Origin of the sequence: Polynucleobacter sp. 30F-ANTBAC, assembly GCF_018882385.1 — a bacterium.
In the GTDB taxonomy this organism is placed as follows: domain Bacteria; phylum Pseudomonadota; class Gammaproteobacteria; order Burkholderiales; family Burkholderiaceae; genus Polynucleobacter.
Map to the genome: position 1 here is coordinate 730,422 of NZ_JACVON010000002.1, position 18,154 is coordinate 748,575.

Here is an 18,154-nt window from a genome sequence, read left to right on the forward strand (position 1 = left end):
ATATATGTTTTCTGAACGCGTTTTATCAGGTATGCGCCCAACTGGCGCTCTGCACTTAGGTCACTACCATGGTGTACTTAAGAATTGGGTTAAGCTTCAAGCCGAGTACCCGTGTTACTTTTTTGTGGCTGACTGGCATGCGCTAACCACCCATTATGAGACACCTGGGGTTATTGAAGAATCTGTTTGGGATATGGTGATCGACTGGTTGGCGGCTGGTATTGATCCAACCCAAGCGACACTATTTATTCAAAGTAAAGTACCTGAGCATGCAGAACTATTTCTATTGCTCTCGATGGGAACGCCTTTAGGTTGGTTAGAGCGTGTACCAACCTATAAAGATCAGATTGAAAAACTCAAAGAAAAAGATTTACAGACTTATGGTTTCTTGGGTTACCCCTTACTCCAAGCCGCAGATATCTTGATCTATCGTGCACAGCACGTACCAGTCGGTGAAGATCAGATTCCTCACGTGGAAATGACGCGTGAAGTGGCTCGCCGCTTCAATCATTTATATGGTCGTGAGCCAGGCTTTGAAGAGAAAGCTCTAGAAGCTGCTAAGAAGCTGGGTAGCAAGCGTACAAAGCTATATCTAGAGCTTCGTACCGAGTATCAAGAAAAAGGTCATGACGAGGCCCTAGAGCAAGCTAGAGCGGTGTTAGCAGATGCTCAAAGTTTGTCGATGGGCGATCGTGAGCGTTTATTCGGTTACTTAGAGGGCTCAAGAAAAATTATTCTTGCTGAGCCACAAGCATTGTTAACTGCGCAAAGCAAAATGCCAGGCTTGGATGGTCAAAAAATGTCTAAATCTTATGGCAACACAATTGCCCTAAGAGAAGATGCTGCGTCCGTTGAAAAGAAGGTTCGCACAATGCCAACCGATCCAGCGCGAGTTCGTAAAACAGATCCCGGTAACCCGGCTCGTTGTCCTGTATGGCAATTGCATGAGGTTTATTCGAGTGAAGAGACTCGTGCTTGGGCAGAAAAAGGCTGTAAGAGTGCTGGCATTGGTTGTATTGAGTGTAAACAACCCGTGATCGATGGCATTCTAAAAGAACAACAGCCGATGATGGAAAGAGCTCAAACCTATTTAGATGACCCTAGTTTATTGCGCGCGATCATTGCAGATGGTTGCGACAAGGCTCGTAAGTCAGCACAAGAAACCATGCGTGACGTTCGTGAGGCGATGGGGCTTGATTACAGCTAAATCTCATCTTGATTTAGTGACTGTGCCGCCTTCTCCTTGGGTTGTTGCGCATGCTAATCAATTCAAATCTGGCGCACGCGTATTGGATTACGCATGCGGTAGTGGGCGACATGCTATGTGGTTGGCTGAGCAGGGCTTTGAGGTGGTTGCTATTGATCGTGATCAAGAGGCACTCCAGCACCTCCAGATAAAAGCTCAAAACTTACCTCAAGGGTCAATCCAGACCGTTTGTTTGGATCTTGAGGGTGAGCAGTGGGATTTATCCTCTTTAGGCTTATTTGATGCCGTCGTCGTCACCAATTATTTGTATCGACCACACCTCCATAAATTAAATAAACTATTGAATAATAATGGTTTTTTGGTTTACGAGACCTTTGCTGTTGGCAACGAAGTATTCGGTAAGCCCAGCAATCCTAACTTTTTATTAAAACCCAATGAGCTCTTGAGCTTCTCTGAAAACATGCAAATATTGGCTTACGAGGACCTCATTGTTCAAATTCCTAAACCAGCCTGTGTTCAAAGACTCTGTGCTGTTCCGCTACAATCAAAAACATGACTAAATTAGCTAAAAAAATCACTGGAAGTTTAGTGGCGATCGTCACGCCCATGCACCCTGATGGCAGCCTTGATTTGCCGGGTTTGCGTCAACTGATCGACTGGCATATTGCTGAAGGTACGGATGGCATTGTGATCGTTGGAACAACGGGGGAATCTCCGACTGTTTCCGTTGAAGAGCATTGCGAACTGATTCGTGTCACAGTGGAACATACTGCCAAGCGCATTCCTATTATTGCTGGCACCGGGGGTAATTCAACCAGTGAAGCGATTGAGTTAACAGCCTTTGCTAAAAAAGTCGGTGCAGATGCTAGCTTGCAAGTGGTGCCTTATTACAACAAGCCGACGCAAGAAGGTATGTACTTGCATTTCAAAACGATTGCAGAAAAAGTAGACCTGCCTGTGATTTTGTATAACGTGCCGGGTCGTACCGTTGCCGATATGAGTAATGAAACCATTCTGCGTTTGGCAAAAGTTCCAGGCGTGGTAGGTGTTAAAGATGCAACCGGTAATTTAGAGCGTGGCATGCAATTGATTGCTGGTTTAAATGCAACGGGCTGTTCGGATTTTGCAGTTTATTCAGGTGATGATTTAACTGCCTTGCTACTTATGTTGATGGGTGGTCATGGCAATATTTCAGTGACAGCTAACGTAGCGCCTCGATTGATGCACGAGTTGTGTGTCGCTGCTATGGCAGGTGATGCGTCAAAAGCTAGAGAGATTCAGTACCAATTATTAGCAGTTCATAAAGCCATGTTCATTGAAGCGAATCCAATTCCTGTGAAATGGGCTCTTCATGCGATGGGTTTAATGGCTGAAGGCATTCGTTTGCCTCTCACCACTTTAACGCCTAGCGCTCAAGAACAGGTGCTACTAGCGCTTAAAGGCGCTGGATTAGTTAAGAAGTAAAAAGTTTTAAGTAAATTTTTATTCAATTTTTAGATAGCAACACTCAGAATAGTTAACAGTTCGACAACTTAGGAAAACATATGCGTCGCTTACCCTCACAGTCAAGATTGGTTCTTATTGGAACTCTTAGTCTCTTGTTAACTGCTTGCTCCAGCACCTTTTCAGGTGACACCATTGATTACAAATCAGCCGGTGAGAAAAAAGGTCCTAATTTGGCGTTTCCTCCTGATATGGCAGTGGCTGGTGGTGATAAGCGCTATGTGGTGCCTGATGGTGGCGCTACGTTGTCCGGTTACAGCAATGCTGTACAAACCAAACCAACCAGTAAAGAAGCTGTTTTACCCACTGTTGCTGGTATTAGAGTGGAGCGTGATGGTAGCCGTCGTTGGTTGGTTATCAATAAGCCGGCTAAAGAGCTTTATCCAAGCATTCGTGATTTCTGGCAGGAGACTGGTTTTATCTTGATGGTCGACTCTCCTGAGACGGGAATTATGGAAACTGATTGGGCGGAGAATCGTGCCAAGATTCCTCAGGACTTTATTAGAAGAACAATTGGTAAGGTTTTAGATTCTATTTACTCAACGGGTGAGCGTGATAAATTCCGTACACGTTTAGAGGTCAATAGTAAGGGTGAGACAGAGGTATTTATTACGCATCGTGGTGCAACTGAGGAGTTGACTGGTTCAGATAAGAACCAAGCCATGTGGACAACTCGAGCTAATGATCCTGAGCTTGAAGCCGAGTTTTTGGCTCGCTTGATGCAACGTTTGGGTTATGCTGAAGAGTCTACTAAAGCTTCATTGGCTGCTGCCAAAACAGCATCGGGCACAACAAAGGTTTCTAATTTGAAGAAAACTCCAACGCCTCGTTTGGAGTTTGCTGGTAATTTTGATCGTGCTTGGCGAGAAGTTGGTGTGGGTCTTGATCGTTCGAATTTCACTGTGGATGATCGCGATCGCAGCAAAGGTATCTACTATGTACGCTTTGTTAATACGCAAGAGTTATCAAATGAACGTGGTTTCTTTGACAAAATGTTCAGTAAGAAGTCCGATGATGATATGAAAAAGGCTAAGCGTTACCGTGTACTTGTTAAAGATACTGCTGGCACAGTTACAGTAACTGTTCAAGATGAAAATGGTGCTGCTGAAGCAGGCGGTGTTTCTGAACAAATCTTAAGTCTTTTAGACCTTCAAGTTGGCAAGTAAGCAACAAGAAGTAAACAGCAGGTAAAAAAAAGACCACCCGAAGGTGGTCTTTTTTATTTCAGTAAGAATTACTTCTTAGCTGGCTCAGCTGCTGCTGGAGCTGCTGGAGCTGCAGGTGCTGCTGCTGGAGCTGCTGCATCAGCTGGAGCTGCTGCTGGAGCTACTGGAGCTGGAGCTTCTTTTTTGCCACAAGCTGCCAAAGAAATTGCTAACAAAGATGCTACTAATAGTGATTTTTTCATTTTTTATTTCCTTAAAAGATTAGCTAATCATCTAACGGTGATTTAGACCGGATCCTTGGGTGAGTTCACTTTGGGATCAGAGGGAGATTATAAATAGATTTATAAAAAATACTAGAGTTAACCCTTATCGATCTTAGATGAATTGATGCATAACCAACCCGATTGGTAAGCCTCAAACCAAGGGCTATCTTCATCGGTAATCCAGTAACAAAGATCTATACACTGTAGAGCTGATAGTTGCTTGTGTTGACTCAGCTGGCACCAGTAGGACCAATCCGGCTCATCAGAATCACTCATACTTTCGCCATTTAAATAGAAAAAATCCTTGTCATACAGTGACTTAGATGATGGCGCTAATCTAATACCTGCTTGAGAAATCGCTTTTTTGAAGCTTGATAAATCAAGTAACACTCTTGGCGGGCTGAAAACAGCTTGTGGTTTTGGCTCACTCAAGATGCTAGCCAAAGTACAAGAGACGTCACTTTTGCTCCATTTCAGTTGATTGAGGTGCTGTTGAACAGCATCAATCAGTTGAGCAGGGATCAATGCTGGATCGAGGGTTGCCTGTTGGTCGGGATCGTTGTAAAGCTCTGACAAGGCTAGATTGTTCTCAAGAGCCTCGGTTGTGCGCCATAAGATTTCATTCATGAGCTCTTTATAAGTTGGAGCCCTAAATCCAATCGACCACGTTTGGCAGCCTGCATCGAGTGCGATGCCATCATGTGCAATATTGGGTGGCAAGTAGAGCATATCCCCAGGCTCTAAAACCCAATCATCCGTCGCTTTAAAGTTTTTTAAGATTTTGAGCGGAAGGTTTTCTTTGAGAGAAAGATCTTTTTGTGAGGAAATCTTCCAATGACGGCGTCCCTCCATTTGCAAAAGAAACACATCATAAGAATCAATATGAGGACCAACGCCACCTTTTTCTCCAGCGATGCTGATCATCAAATCATCTAAGCGCGCTTCTGGAATAAATCTAAACCATGACATCACGGTCTCTGCCGCAGGGTGATGGGCATTCACACTCTGAACCAACATGGTCCAATCGGGCTGTTGAAGAGATGGGATAGCTGAAGTCTTTTGAGGGCCATGCGTGAGAGACCATGGGTGGCTCTTAACTAAACGAGACTCCACATTATTTTGTCCAGCCAACTTTTTCAGATCGGAAAATGAAAGGGGGCTGGTGAGGGGGGATCCAGCGGCTTTGGCTAACTTAAAAGCAGGAATGGCACCTCTGACAAGAAGCGGTTTTTTCTGCCAATAGTCTTTCATGAAGCGCTTGGGACTGATGCCCCCTAAAAGTGCCCAAGGCTCGTCAATTGGCAATGGCTGAGGTACTTTGGGCGGTATATAACTATTGGTTAATATTGGCTTCATGGCTGGATTAAACTCACTTCAGTAGGCTTTCGTAAAGACTCACGTAAAATAACATCATTATGAAAGTACAAAAGAATACTATTGTTTCTCTAAGATACCGTCTGACGGATGCTCAAGACAATCTTATCGAAGAATCTGCAGGTCCGATGGTTTATTTACACGGTGGCTACGAAGGCACTTTCCCGAAGATTGAGGAAGCGGTGGATGGCCATGATGTGGGTTATGAAACCACGATTCAATTGGAACCGACCGACGCCTTTGGTGACTATGATCCTGACTTGCTCAAAATTGAAGCTCGCTCACGATTTCCGGAGCCCATTGAGGTTGGTATGCAGTTTGAGGGCTTATTGGATGATGAAGCACCTGTGGCTGATGCGGAATTAGATCCAGATATCAAGGCGGATGACGATGATGAGGAGCCCCTTATTTATACCGTTACCGACTTGGCTGAAGACAAAGTGGTGTTAGATGGCAATCATCCACTAGCCGGTTTAGCTTTAAAGTTCTGGTTGCAGATTGCTGATGTGCGCGAAGCAACCGAAGAAGAATTGGAAGATGGGCATCCGTTGGGTGCTTTTGGATCCGATATTGAAGATGACGAAGCTGAGCTTGAAGAAATTATTCGTGACCAGGAACAGCGCCCAACGCTCCATTAATCGAAAAAATAAATTAACTTAAAAACTATTTATTTTTTAATTGATACAGTAAGTCGAGTGCGTCTTTCGGACTGAGGCTATCCAATTGGATGGCCTCTATTTCTTTGTGGAGCGCTAACGCTTTTTCAGTCAAAGGATCCATCTCTATCTCAACCGGAGTTGTTTGAGTAAATAGATCCGATTGCTGAGTAGCTCGACTTTCTTGATTCGCTGTTTCTTCTAAACGAACCAAGTGTTTACGAGCTTCTTTGATCACCTCTTGAGGAACGCCTGCTAGCTGAGCGACCTGCAAGCCGTAACTTTGGTTAGCGTGACCAGCTTGAACCGTGTGTAAGAAAACAATCCCATGACCTTTTTCAACAGCGCTCAAGTGAACATTCGCGCACTGTGGATACTTGCCAGGTAAGCTAGCTAATTCTAAATAGTGTGTCGCAAATAAAGTCCAAGATCGATTCTTGCTCAGTAATTGTTGGGCAATCGCCCACGCCAATGCCAGACCATCAAAAGTTGATGTGCCGCGTCCAATCTCATCCATGAGTACCAAAGACTGTGGAGTAGCACGATGCAAGATAGCAGCTGCCTCGGTCATCTCCACCATGAAGGTGGAGCGACCACTCGCCAAATCATCGGCAGCGCCAATGCGGGTAAAGATGCGATCAATCGGCCCCATCTTAGCGTTTGCTGCGGGCACATAAGATCCCACGTAAGCGAGTAAAACAATTAATGCGATTTGACGCATGTAAGTTGATTTACCACCCATGTTCGGACCGGTGATGAGAAGCATGCGTCGAGCATTATCAAATTGCGCATCGTTTGGAGCAAAGGACTCTGAGCGTTTGGCTAACTGACCCTCAACCACAGGATGACGACCCGCCTTGATTTCAAGGCCGGCGGTTTCATGAAGGAGTGGACGCACCCAGCCTAATGTTTGAGCTCTTTCTGCTAAGCAGGATAAGACATCTGTTTCTGCCAATGCTTGAGCTGTAGTTTGGCAGGCGGTCACGTGAGACTGCAGCTCCGCTAACAAAGCCTCATACAATTGTTTCTCAAGCGCAAAGCTTCGCTCTTTGGCAGACAATGCTTTGTCTTCAAACGCCTTGAGTTCGGGCGTAATGTAGCGCTCGGCATTCTTAAGTGTTTGTCGGCGGCGGTAGTCCTCAGGAACTTTATCGGTTTGACCATTGGTGACTTCAATGAAGAAGCCATGGACGCGATTGAATTCAACACGGAGATTAGCAATGCCTGTGCGTTCACGCTCGCGAGCCTCAAGTTCAAGTAAAAACGCGCCACAGTCGTCTCCCAAACGCCTCAACTCATCGAGCTCTGGATGGTAGCCATCCGCAATCACGCCACCTTCTCGAATTACAACGGAGGGTTCTGGTGCGATCGCTCGCTCTAGTAAATCTAAAACGGGTGGGGCTGATGCTAAAACTTCAGCTAATTTTTTTAATAAGGTACTGGCTGCACTCAAAGGATTTAGCTTGGCGGCTAAATCCGGTAGCGCTTTTAAAGTATCACGCAAGCTACTTAAATCTCTTGGGCGAGCACTGCCTAATGCTAGGCGCGCGCTGATGCGTTCGACATCGGCCACTTGCTTCAAAATCTGTTGGATGTCCTGAAGAACAAAGGGGTGTGCCAGAAAAGTTTCAATGGCTTGGTGACGCTCGATAACAACAGCTTGTTGACGTAGAGGATGATGCAACCAATGGCGCATTCGACGGCTGCCCATCGCGCTGGAGCAGTTATCTAATAATGAGAATAGGGTAGGATCCGATTCACCACGTAATGTTTCTGTGATTTCTAAATTACGTCTGGTTGCTGCATCAATCCCAATATAGTTTTGATCCTCTTCAAATTGGCATTTCTGAATATGCGGTAACTTGCCGTGCCAACCGAGACCTTGAGTATTGGCACCATAAGCCAGTACCGCTGCAGCTGCAGTTAAGGCAGATGCTTGTAGTTCTTGGTTATCAATGCCAAGACCTTGCAAACTGCTCATCTGGAAAATATCGGTTAAGCGACGATGCCCTTCATCGGGTGTCCATACCCAATCTGGAATCGTGTGACCGGATAAGTTGATGTCACTACCACTTGATTCTAAGAGAAGCTCTTTGATTTGATTTTCAGAGCCCGGTAAACAAAGTATTTCAACCGGTTGGATGCGCGCTAAATATTGCGGCAATTCTTCAGGGGCGCACTGAGTGAGTTTTAGATCGCCGCTGGTGATGGTTAACCAAGCTAAACCCCAGGCACTCTTTTTGGTGGACGGCACGATCGCTAATAAAGGCGCATCTTCTCGGTCGCTCATCAACGCTGAGTCAGTGAGCGTTCCAGGTGTGATCACACGCATCACGCGTCGCTCAACAGGGCCTTTGGATGTGGCAGGGTCACCGACTTGCTCTGCAATAGCAACGGACTGTCCTGCTTGAATGAGTTTGGCTAAGTATTGCTCGGCAGCGTGGTATGGAATACCTGCCATCTTGATAGGGTTGCCGGCTGACTGACCACGTTGCGTGAGAGTGATATCTAAAATCTTGGCAGCTTTTTCGGCATCGTCAAAGAAGAGCTCGTAAAAATCACCCATCCGAAAGAAAACTAAAGAGTGGGGGTGCTCCGCCTTAATGCCCAAAAACTGCTGCATCGCAGGCGTGTGCTTGGCCAACTCAATTGGGTTCATCAGTTACCGATATCTTCAGGGGTGATGCCATAAGCCGTGAACGAATGTTGAGAATCGGAAGTTTCAACAATTCTGGCTGGGATGCCAACTGCAGTAGCACCTGCTGGAACAGCTTTAAGAACAACTGCATTCGAACCAATGCGCGCATCTTGACCAACAGTGAAGCCACCCAGAACTTTGGCGCCAGCACTCACCACCACGCCTGACTCGAGAGTCGGGTGACGCTTGGTGCCTTTGTAGAGTGATGTGCCTCCCAAGGTAACACCTTGATAGATGGTGCAATCATCGCCAATCACGGTGGTTTCACCAATCACTACGCCTAAGCCGTGATCAATGAACACGCGTTTGCCCACCACAACAGCGGGATGTATCTCAATACCTGTGATGAAGCGAGCTGTATGGGATACCAAGCGTGCAACTAATTTCAACTCAATATGCCACAGAAAATGCGCGATGCGATGCAACCAAACGGCATGCAAGCCCGGGTAGCACAGAATCACTTCTAAGCGAGTGCGGGCCGCCGGATCGCGGGCAATGATGGAATCAACGTGTTCGAATAAAGACATTATTTGATTTTACCGTGTTGAAGCATTTGTTTTGCAATGCCGCGCAAAAGATCAATTTCTTCTTTTTGCAAAGAGGCCCTGGCAAATAAGCTTTGGAGTCTGGGCATGAGCTTTTTAGGGTTCTGAGGATCAAGATACCCAATTGCTTCAAGGCCTTGCTGCCAATGATCGAGCATGGCTGTAATCGCTGCTTGATCGGCTAGCTCCACATGGCTGGCGGAAGACATTTCTGAGTAAGTGGTCTTTGAGTCAATCTCTAGTCCTCTCATGAGACCCTGCCTCATCGAGTAGGCCACAATCATCATGGCTTGGGCTAGATTGAGTGAAGGGTACTCTGGGTTAGCATCAATCCAAACTCGGTGGGTGCAGTGCTTAAGATCATCGTTATCCAAGCCGGTTCGTTCTGTTCCAAATACAAAAGCCACCGGTTTATCCATCAAAAGTGCCTGACTAGCTAAGTCAATCGCTTCATTGAGGGGAATTGCTGGAGGGCCAAATTCTCGATCACGGGTCGTTAAACCAAAGACCAATTGACTGGCTCCGGCTGCATCGACTAAAGACTCATGATTTTGTGCGCCCTCGAGAACATCAAATGCGCCGCTGGATAAGGAGATCGCTTCGGCCTTTTTGGCCATATATTGGTAGGCAGGATTCACCAAATGCAGGCTGGAGAAGCCCATGGTTTTGATAGCCCTGGCGGCTGATCCCACATTGCCGGGGTGGCTGGTGCGAACCATGACCCACCGAACAGGCCAGTTTTTCTTCAAAAGCCCCAAGGATTCCTCATTTCGAGCTAAAATCTGTTTTCGTCGTACAGCTTGATCGCTGGACATTGCTCTTCTCCAATTCGTTGTGTTACTTAAAAAATACTATGCACCCCATGCTTAATGTGGCCATCAAGGCCGCCCGTCGCGCAGGAAATATTATCAACCGAGCCTCGTTGAATAGCGAGCGTATTCAGGTTACCCGTAAACAACACAACGATTTTGTCACTGAAGTCGATCAGGCTGCTGAATCTGCCATTATCGATACTTTAAAAGATGCCTTCCCTGATCACGGCTTTTTAGCTGAAGAGGGCGGTGAGATCCAAGGGACTGCTCTTGAAGGTCAACCGAGTCATGTATGGATCATCGATCCATTGGACGGCACCACTAACTTTATTCATGGTTTCCCTCATTACGCTGTATCCATTGCCTTGGCGGTGGATGGTGTCACTCAACAAGCCGTGATTTACGATCCAAACCGTGATGAACTTTTCACAGCAACACGTGGTGCAGGTGCTTATGCCAATAACCGTCGCTTGCGTGTGGCGGGGCGCCTCAAAATGTCTGAAGCCTTGATCGGTACAGGTTTCCCTTACCGTGAAGACCAAGATGTTGATGCGTACTTGGAGATATTTGCCAAAATGACACGCCAATGTGCTGGTTTACGTCGCCCTGGTGCTGCTGCTTTGGATTTGGCTTATGTGGCTGCTGGCCGTTTAGATGCCTTTTTTGAGCAAGGTTTAAAGCCGTGGGATATGGCAGCGGGTGCTTTATTGATCACAGAAGCAGGTGGTTTGGTTGGTAACTATGCGGGCGAAGAGTCTTACCTTCACACAGGTGAGATCATGGCTGGTAATCCGCGTTTATTTGCGCAATTGGTGACCCAGTTACGTGGTCACTCTCAAGTTAAATAACCAGCGCTAACTTAGAACTAACTAAGCTCTAACCAAATCTAAAGAACGGATACCCTCGGAGGTGATGCTTAAAGCATTACCTTTGGGCAACACCGTTTCTGGGTGATCAAAATCCCAGTCGGATAAAACCCAACGCTCCCATGATTGACCATCTGATTTCTCTTGATGGTAAGCAGGGCGGTGCGTATGACCATGGATCATTCTGGGACACTCTAGCGATGCGACCAACGCTGCTGTAGCGTTCAAAGTGACATCACCTTTCACTTGGTTGATTTCTGGTGTGAACTTCTGAGTTCGCTGGTATTTGGCTGTACTCTTGCTGCGCAAAGAGCTGGCAATGCGGACACGCAAGAATGTTGGAAGTAATAAAAATAATTTTTGTACAAATTGGCTGCGCACGACTTTTCTAAATAGCTGGTAGTTGCTATCAGCTGTACATAACGCATCACCGTGAGTGAGTAACCAAGCTTGCTCAGCAATCACCATGACTTGTGGGTCATTCAAAATAGACATCTGTGCTTTTTGAGCATACTGCTGACCCAATAAGAAATCCCGATTACCTGGCATAAAGTAAACCTTCGTGCCAGATTGACTCAACGCTTTAATCGCTTTAGCGACTGCTTGATGGAAAGGGGATCGTGCTTTGGCATCATCCCCTACCCAAAACTCAAACAGATCACCTAAGATAATCAAGGCTTCGTGCGAGCGAGCTTCTTTTTCTAAAAACTCAAAAAACCTCTCTGCCGTTCTCGGCATAGAGGGTGTTAGATGTAAATCAGAAATAAGAATGGCGCTCGCGTGCATGAATTACTCTTCAATAATAGTAGCTTGAACAATCGTGACATCTTCTTGAGGAACGTCTTGATGAAAGCCTGAGCTACCAGTCTTGACCTTGCGAATCAATTCAACTACATCCATGCCTTCGGTCACTTCACCGAAAACCGCATAACCCCAACCTTGAGAAGTGGGTGCTGAGAAATTAAGAAAGTCGTTATCAACTGTATTAATAAAGAACTGTGCGGTGGCTGAGTGAGGGTCACCTGTTCTAGCCATAGCAACAGAACCTTTGGTATTTTTAAGACCGTTGTCCGCTTCATTTTCAATCGCTGCCATGGTTGGCTTTTGTTTCAAGCCTGCAGTCATGCCGCCGCCTTGGATCATAAAATTAGCAATCACACGGTGGAAAATAGTGCCGTCGTAATGGCCTGAGCGCACATAGGCTAAAAAATTCTCAGTGGACTTTGGCGCTAACTCATCGTTTAAGGTTAACGTGATGTTGCCCATGCTGGTTTGTAGTTGTACCTTGGCCATGCTAGCTCCTTCTTCTTTCAATGAAATAAATTGCAATGTAAAAAAATAAAACAACTCTAAAAAATGGATAAAACGATATAACTGCTTTAGTTGGTTACGGGCTTTAAGATGTCTTCAGCTAATTTCATCTTGCGACGATTTTGAATTAGTTTTTTATCCAGCGTCAACGCTTTGCCATAAGCTCTCGCTGCGAGACGCGTGTAGACGTCTCCGAGGTTCTCGTAAGCGGTTGCAAAGTTCGGTTGCACCTTTAGGGCTAACTCCAAATACTCTTTAGCCTCATCTAAGCGACCGGTTTCAGCTTCAAGCACTGCTAGGTTGTTGTAAGGCTCTGGAATTTCCGGGAATTGTTGGGTGATCTCTAAAAGGGCTGCTTTGGCTGCTGGCAAATTACCCATTTCGATTTCAATTCTGGAGCGTACAAATCGGAGTTGTACATTGCGAGGATTGACCTTTAACTCCGCTTCGATGGCTGAAATGGCTTCGGGGTACTTTTTATCGCTGATTAATTTGTAAATGGCTTCAGGAATGGCATTTTTATTCTTAGGCTCTGGCACCTTTTGCAAAACAATAAAAGGTGTGGCTAAGGACGGCTGCATTTGAGCAGACTGAACGGCATTGGGGCTGAACTCAAAAGGAGAGGGGTCTGCTTTGGCGGCAATGCTCTCTCGAGTGACTTTTTGAGGGCCTGTTGTTGTTTGAGATAAGGCGCCTACTGAATAGAAGCAAGCGAGAGAGAGGATGCTGGCTTGGATCGCTTTACCAAGGTTGTTCAATGGCATATGTTTGGGTCTCGCTAGTGGGTTCAGTAAAAGCATAATTTTAAGGGTAATGATTGATTTGATGGGTGCTGAATTAGCTATACTTCACCTTCAGTCTAACAAATGATGCTTCATTACTTGAAACTTGGCTTAAACCAAGGTCAAACGGAGGTCAAAGTTAGCTGCTAACTCGTCCGAAGGTTTCACAGAAGCAGCTCAATTAGTTCCCAAAATAAACAATCTACCAAGCCCCTATGTTGCAAATTTTTAATACCCTAACGCGTCAAAAAGAGCCATTTACCCCAATAGAGCCTGGCAAGGTCAAGCTTTATGTGTGCGGCATGACCGTTTATGACTATTGCCACATAGGTCATGCACGCGTGATGGTGGTATTTGATATGGTGCAGCGTTGGTTGAGAGCCTCTGGTTTTGAGGTGACCTATGTTCGAAACATCACGGATATTGATGACAAGATCATCAAGCGCGCAGTTGAAAACAAAGAAACGATTAAAGAGTTAACCCAGCGTTTTATTGACGCCATGCACGAGGATGCGGATGCGCTAGGTATTGAAAGACCCACTTATGAGCCAAGAGCCACTGAGTTTGTCCCGCAGATGCAAGACATCATCACCCGCTTGATTAAAAACAACTATGCCTATCAGGCCCATGATGGGGATGTGAATTACGCCGTCAGAAACTTTAAGAACTATGGTCGCTTATCTGGCAAGACCTTGGATGACTTGCGAGCGGGTGAACGTGTGGCGGTAGCCACCAGCAAACAAGATCCGTTGGATTTTGTCTTATGGAAGTCTGCCAAAGCCGATGAGCCAGAAGATACCAAGTGGCAGTCCCCTTGGGGTGTGGGGCGACCTGGGTGGCACATCGAGTGTTCTGCTATGAGCTGCCAATTGCTCGGCCATCATTTTGATATCCACGGTGGTGGCGCTGATCTTCAGTTCCCGCATCATGAAAATGAGATTGCTCAAAGTGAGGGTGCTTTCTCAGAAGAAACAGGCAAGCCGTTTGTGAACACGTGGATGCACAACGGCTTTGTGAGGGTGAATGAAGAAAAAATGTCCAAGTCATTGGGTAACTTCTTCACCATTCGAGAGGTATTGAAAGAGTTTGATCCTGAGGTCGTGCGATTCTTCATCCTCAAAGCCCATTACCGTAGCCCATTGAATTACTCGGATGCCCATTTGGAAGAGGCGAAGCAGGGTCTAACTCGTTTGTATAACGCGCTTTCAAGTGTTGACGATATTCCTAATTACGGCAAACAAAGTGAATGGCGTACCCGCTTTGTGAACGTGATGAACGATGACTTCAATACCCCTGAAGCCGTTGCGATTCTGTTTGAGCTAGCCAATGAGATTAATAAATCAGAAGGTGACACCCAGCGTGATTTGGCGAGAGAGCTTAAACAATTAGCCAAATTGTTAGGTCTTTTGGAGCGAGCACCTCAAGACTTCTTACAAGCCAGTGGTGGTCGTGATGCAGAGGCGACCGATACCGTAGCTGTCGAAGCGGCTATCCAAGCGCGAGCCGATGCCAAGCAGGCCAAAGACTTTGCAAAAGCGGATCAAATTCGCCAAGATTTACTCGCTCAAGGTGTTGTCCTAGAAGACAAGCCAGGTGGCGTGACTCTTTGGAGACGGGCTTAATGCCTTTTAGCTCAAAAGCAGCTAAGCCAGCTAAGCCGCTCAAACCACCCAAGCCCGTAGAGCCGGTGATGCCGCCGGTAGAGGATTTGGTGGCTCCGGACTACTGGGAGGCTGGTTGTGCGGCTTTGATGAAGCAAGATCGAATTCTGCGGAAAATCATTCCCAAGTATCCCAATGTTGGATTTTTAACCACTCGTGGCGATGCGTTCCAGACCTTGGCTAGAGCGATCGTGGGACAGCAAATTTCAGTCAAAGCTGCCCAGTCAGTTTGGGATCGGGTACTGCTAGCAACAAAAAAGAAAAGCCGAAAATTCACGCCTCAAGCCATCCTCAAGTTGGAGTTGATGGAATTAAGAGATGCGGGTCTTTCCCTCAGAAAAGTAGAGTACATCCAAGATTTAGCCAATCACTTTGAGAACGGTGGGTTGCATTGTGCTCAATGGGATGCATTGGACGATGAAACGGTGATTGCTCAGTTAACAGCGATTCGCGGTATTGGTCGCTGGACGGCTGAAATGTTTCTGATCTTCTACCTCATGAGACCCAACGTTCTGCCTTTGGATGATGTAGGTTTGATTAAAGCTATTTCGCAAGCCTACTTCAGTGGCGAGCCTGTTTCAAGGAATGAGGCTAAAGAGGTTGCGGCAAATTGGGAGCCTTACCGAACCATTGCCACTTGGTATATGTGGCGCAGTTTGGATCCGATTCCGGTGGAGTATTGATCGCTCAGGTTCAAATGTGCGCTTCCGAGCCCATTAATCGACTTAAAAAGCCTCTCAGCATCAAAAAAAGTATCAAAAGGCATCAAAAATCACAAAAACACTGTAAAAACGGCAGAAATCACCTGAAAAGCCCCTTTTTTATGTTTTTAGAGTTTCCGGTCACTGGAGTATCAAAATATTAGGTAGAAGCCCTAAGAGATATTAGAATAGAGCCCATGAAAATCACTTTCCTAGAATTCGAACAGCCAATCGCTGAGCTCGAACAAAAGATTGAAGAGTTACGTTTTGTACAAGATGAGTCTGTAGTCGATATCTCAGAAGAGATCGGCAAGCTCTCTGAAAAAAGCCAGTTACTCACGAAAGACCTTTACTCTCGCCTGACTCCTTGGCAGGTTGCGCAAATTGCACGCCACCCGCAACGTCCTTACACGATGGATTATGTGAATCACATCTTCACAGATTTTCATGAGTTGCATGGCGATAGAAACTTTGCCGATGATCAATCGATGATTGGTGGTTTGGCGCGCTTTAACGGTATGCCTTGCATGGTGATCGGCCATCAAAAAGGTCGTGATACGAAAGAGCGTGCGATGCGTAACTTTGGTATGAGTCGCCCAGAAGGCTACAGAAAAGCCAAACGTTTGATGCGTTTGGCAGAAAAATTCAATATTCCAGTATTTACATTTGTGGATACGCCAGGTGCTTTCCCGGGTATTGATGCAGAAGAGCGCAATCAGTCAGAAGCCATTGGTCATAACTTGTATGTTCAGGCTGAACTCAGGGTACCTATCATTTCTACCATCATTGGTGAAGGTGGCTCCGGTGGTGCTTTAGCGATTGCTATGGGCGATATGGTGCAGATGCTTCAGTTCTCCACCTATTCTGTGATTTCTCCAGAGGGTTGCGCATCCATCCTTTGGAAAACGGCTGAAAAAGCACCGGAAGCAGCTGAGCAATTGGCTTTAACCGCATTGCGTTTGAAAGCGTTAGGTTTAATTGACAAGATTGTGAGCGAGCCTTTGGGTGGCGCTCATCGCGATCATGCTGGAATGGCTGCTTTATTAAAGCGCGCTTTGGCCGATTCGCTTCGCCAATTCCAAACCATGGGCGTGGATGAACTTCTCGAGCGTCGTCATCAGCGCTTAATGAGCTATGGCAAATTCAAAGACACCAGCAAAGAAAAGTAAAACAAAATCCACTAAAAAAGCGACCACAAAACAGCCAACTCGTTTGGCTGTCGCTTTTAGTGGGGGCTTGGATTCTGCTGTCTTGTTGCATGCAACGATTCAAGCGCATGGTCCCGAGCATGTCCATGCTTTCCATGTTCACCACGGGATTCAAAAAGAGGCGGATCAATGGCAAAAGCATTGCCAACAGCTTGCTAAAAAATGGGGCTGTCATTTCGACACCATCAATGTGGAACTTGAGCATGCTTCGAACATCGAATCTCAAGCAAGAGATCTCAGATATCAAGCTCTTTATGAGATGTGTCATAAGTACAAAATAGAAGATCTTTTGGTGGCGCATCATTTGGATGATCAGGCGGAGACTGTTTTGATTCAGTTGATGCGTGGTGCTGGCTTAGCTGGCTTATCGGGTATGCCTGCTAACAAAAGTAGTGCAAGCACTAAAAAAACCAAAAAAAATACCTCTAGCCATATCCATGTATGGCGACCATTTCTGGAGATGCGTCGAGAGGATCTTGAGGCCTACGCTAAGAAGCACCGTTTGAAGTGGATAGAAGATCCGAGCAATCAGGATGAGAGTTATCGCAGAAATGCTGTCAGAAAAACCTTATTGCCTCAGTTAGAAAAAACACAACAGGGCGCCATTGTTAACTTGGCTAGAGGTGCCAAACATATCGCTGAAGCCCAAGAGTTGCTTCATCAATTGGCGGACATTGATTTGGGCTTGATTGTGACTAAAGAGGGCTTATCTAAAACCAATTTAGTCAGACTCTATAAAACCAATCAAGCGAGAGCGTCCAATGCTTTGCGCCGTTGGTTGCAGCAACATCAATTGAGTTACCCAAGTACGGAGCGCCTTGCCTCCTGGTGGCAAGATTTATTAGAAGTTAGAACGGATGCGCAACTGCAATGGCAGCATGATGATTGCTTGATCCGTCTTTGGCGAGGTGTATTAACGATCACCCCGCAGGAACCCATTCAAGAGAAGAAAAATAAAGAAACAGAAGCTGAAGTTAAAACAGAAGCTGAAACTAAAGCTAAAACTAAAACTAAAACTAAAACTAAAACGAACACTGAGCAGGCAGGCGAGTGGGTTTTCAAAAGGTTGCCAAGTAACAGTCAAAAACCAGGTATTGCAAAAGAGCGCTTTGATGAAGCCAAGAAAAAAGGTTTAATCAATACGATGGCGCGCGATGGGGGCGAGAAGTTCAAGGTGCATCCGCAAAGGCCCCGTAAAACTCTCAAAAACCTTTACCAAGAGGCTGGTATCCCGCCGTGGCAAAGAGATTTACCCTTGCTTTATATCGGTACAGAGCTAGTGGCCGTCGCAGGTATTGGCATCAGTGCTGATTGGCTTACCCATCAAGGTCCAAGAATTAGCCCAGAGTGGCAATAGCGATCTTTCTCCAAGCGAACAGCTTGTCTTTCTAATTATCAAAA

At 46.0% G+C, this 18,154-nt stretch carries 17 protein-coding genes and 1 pseudogene; 10 read left to right on the plus strand and 8 right to left on the minus strand.

What is annotated here, in order from left to right; genetic code table 11:
- Positions 1-4 precede the first annotated feature (4 nt).
- The 4 genes from ICN28_RS09215 (at position 5) to bamC (ending at position 3,876) form a co-directional block, all read left to right on the plus strand.
- Positions 5-1,207, plus strand: coding sequence for a tryptophan--tRNA ligase (locus ICN28_RS09215; protein WP_216288102.1), 1,203 nt, complete (start codon positions 5-7; stop codon positions 1,205-1,207).
- Positions 1,194-1,763: a bifunctional 2-polyprenyl-6-hydroxyphenol methylase/3-demethylubiquinol 3-O-methyltransferase UbiG gene (locus ICN28_RS09220; protein WP_255536202.1), complete on the plus strand. Its 570-nt coding sequence runs from the start codon at positions 1,194-1,196 to the stop codon at positions 1,761-1,763. Before ICN28_RS09215 ends, ICN28_RS09220 begins: the two co-directional genes overlap by 14 nt.
- A complete protein-coding gene (gene dapA / locus ICN28_RS09225) occupies positions 1,760-2,671 on the plus strand; it encodes a 4-hydroxy-tetrahydrodipicolinate synthase (protein ID WP_216288106.1) in 912 nt (303 codons plus the stop codon). The genes ICN28_RS09220 and dapA overlap by 4 nt, the downstream gene beginning before the upstream one ends.
- 80 nt (positions 2,672-2,751) lie before the next feature.
- On the plus strand, positions 2,752-3,876 hold the full coding sequence (gene bamC, locus ICN28_RS09230) for an outer membrane protein assembly factor BamC (protein WP_216288108.1): 1,125 nt from the start codon (positions 2,752-2,754) through the stop codon (positions 3,874-3,876).
- A 68-nt stretch (positions 3,877-3,944) separates the two neighbouring features.
- On the opposite strand, the gene ICN28_RS09235 is transcribed toward bamC, so the two are convergent.
- Together ICN28_RS09235 and ICN28_RS09240 are read right to left on the minus strand one after the other, a co-directional pair.
- Positions 3,945-4,118: a hypothetical protein gene (locus ICN28_RS09235; RefSeq protein WP_216288110.1), complete on the minus strand. Its 174-nt coding sequence runs from the start codon at positions 4,116-4,118 to the stop codon at positions 3,945-3,947.
- Positions 4,119-4,235: 117 nt separating this feature from the next.
- Positions 4,236-5,495: a cupin domain-containing protein gene (locus ICN28_RS09240; protein WP_216288112.1), complete on the minus strand. Its 1,260-nt coding sequence runs from the start codon at positions 5,493-5,495 to the stop codon at positions 4,236-4,238.
- A gap of 59 nt (positions 5,496-5,554) precedes the next feature.
- Here ICN28_RS09240 and ICN28_RS09245 point away from each other — a divergent pair, with 59 nt between their 5' ends.
- Complete coding sequence (locus tag ICN28_RS09245; protein ID WP_216288114.1) at positions 5,555-6,151, plus strand: peptidylprolyl isomerase; 597 nt, start codon at positions 5,555-5,557, stop codon at positions 6,149-6,151.
- Between the two features lie 25 nt (positions 6,152-6,176).
- Here ICN28_RS09245 and mutS read toward each other — a convergent pair whose 3' ends face one another.
- The 3 genes and pseudogenes from mutS to ICN28_RS09260 all read right to left on the minus strand — a co-directional run bounded on the left by mutS (position 6,177) and on the right by ICN28_RS09260 (position 10,227).
- Positions 6,177-8,828, minus strand: a complete 2,652-nt coding sequence (gene mutS / locus ICN28_RS09250) for a DNA mismatch repair protein MutS (protein ID WP_216288116.1) — start codon at positions 8,826-8,828, stop codon at positions 6,177-6,179.
- Positions 8,829-8,845: 17 nt separating this feature from the next.
- A pseudogene (gene cysE, locus ICN28_RS09255) lies at positions 8,846-9,394 on the minus strand (serine O-acetyltransferase); the annotation flags it as partial.
- Positions 9,394-10,227 (minus strand): RNA methyltransferase, encoded by an 834-nt coding sequence (locus tag ICN28_RS09260; RefSeq protein WP_216288120.1) that lies wholly within the window; start codon positions 10,225-10,227, stop codon positions 9,394-9,396. The gene ICN28_RS09260 and the pseudogene cysE, both read right to left, overlap by 1 nt.
- Before the next feature lie 38 nt (positions 10,228-10,265).
- Between ICN28_RS09260 and ICN28_RS09265 the strand changes: the two genes are divergently transcribed.
- Complete coding sequence (locus ICN28_RS09265) at positions 10,266-11,072, plus strand: inositol monophosphatase family protein (RefSeq protein ID WP_216288122.1); 807 nt, start codon at positions 10,266-10,268, stop codon at positions 11,070-11,072.
- A 21-nt stretch (positions 11,073-11,093) separates the two neighbouring features.
- On the opposite strand, the gene ICN28_RS09270 is transcribed toward ICN28_RS09265, so the two are convergent.
- The 3 genes from ICN28_RS09270 to ICN28_RS09280 form a co-directional block, all read right to left on the minus strand.
- Positions 11,094-11,876 carry a UDP-2,3-diacylglucosamine diphosphatase gene (locus ICN28_RS09270; protein ID WP_216288124.1) on the minus strand — a complete coding sequence of 261 codons (783 nt, stop codon included), beginning with the start codon at positions 11,874-11,876 and terminating at the stop codon, positions 11,094-11,096.
- A 3-nt stretch (positions 11,877-11,879) separates the two neighbouring features.
- Entirely contained in the window at positions 11,880-12,383 is a 504-nt protein-coding gene (locus ICN28_RS09275) for a peptidylprolyl isomerase (protein ID WP_216288126.1), read from the minus strand.
- Positions 12,384-12,469: 86 nt separating this feature from the next.
- A complete protein-coding gene (locus ICN28_RS09280) occupies positions 12,470-13,165 on the minus strand; it encodes a tetratricopeptide repeat protein (RefSeq protein WP_216288128.1) in 696 nt (231 codons plus the stop codon).
- Between the two features lie 233 nt (positions 13,166-13,398).
- Between ICN28_RS09280 and cysS the strand changes: the two genes are divergently transcribed.
- The 4 genes from cysS to tilS all read left to right on the plus strand — a co-directional run bounded on the left by cysS (position 13,399) and on the right by tilS (position 18,110).
- The gene (gene cysS / locus ICN28_RS09285) at positions 13,399-14,805 is read left to right on the plus strand and encodes a cysteine--tRNA ligase (RefSeq protein ID WP_216288130.1); all 1,407 of its coding nucleotides are present in this window, start codon (positions 13,399-13,401) and stop codon (positions 14,803-14,805) included.
- Positions 14,805-15,527, plus strand: a complete 723-nt coding sequence (locus ICN28_RS09290) for a DNA-3-methyladenine glycosylase (RefSeq protein ID WP_216288134.1) — start codon at positions 14,805-14,807, stop codon at positions 15,525-15,527. The genes cysS and ICN28_RS09290 overlap by 1 nt, the downstream gene beginning before the upstream one ends.
- Before the next feature lie 215 nt (positions 15,528-15,742).
- Positions 15,743-16,714: an acetyl-CoA carboxylase carboxyltransferase subunit alpha gene (locus ICN28_RS09295; RefSeq protein WP_216288135.1), complete on the plus strand. Its 972-nt coding sequence runs from the start codon at positions 15,743-15,745 to the stop codon at positions 16,712-16,714.
- A complete protein-coding gene (gene tilS, locus ICN28_RS09300; protein ID WP_216288136.1) occupies positions 16,680-18,110 on the plus strand; it encodes a tRNA lysidine(34) synthetase TilS in 1,431 nt (476 codons plus the stop codon). The genes ICN28_RS09295 and tilS overlap by 35 nt, the downstream gene beginning before the upstream one ends.
- Positions 18,111-18,154: the final 44 nt, after the last annotated feature.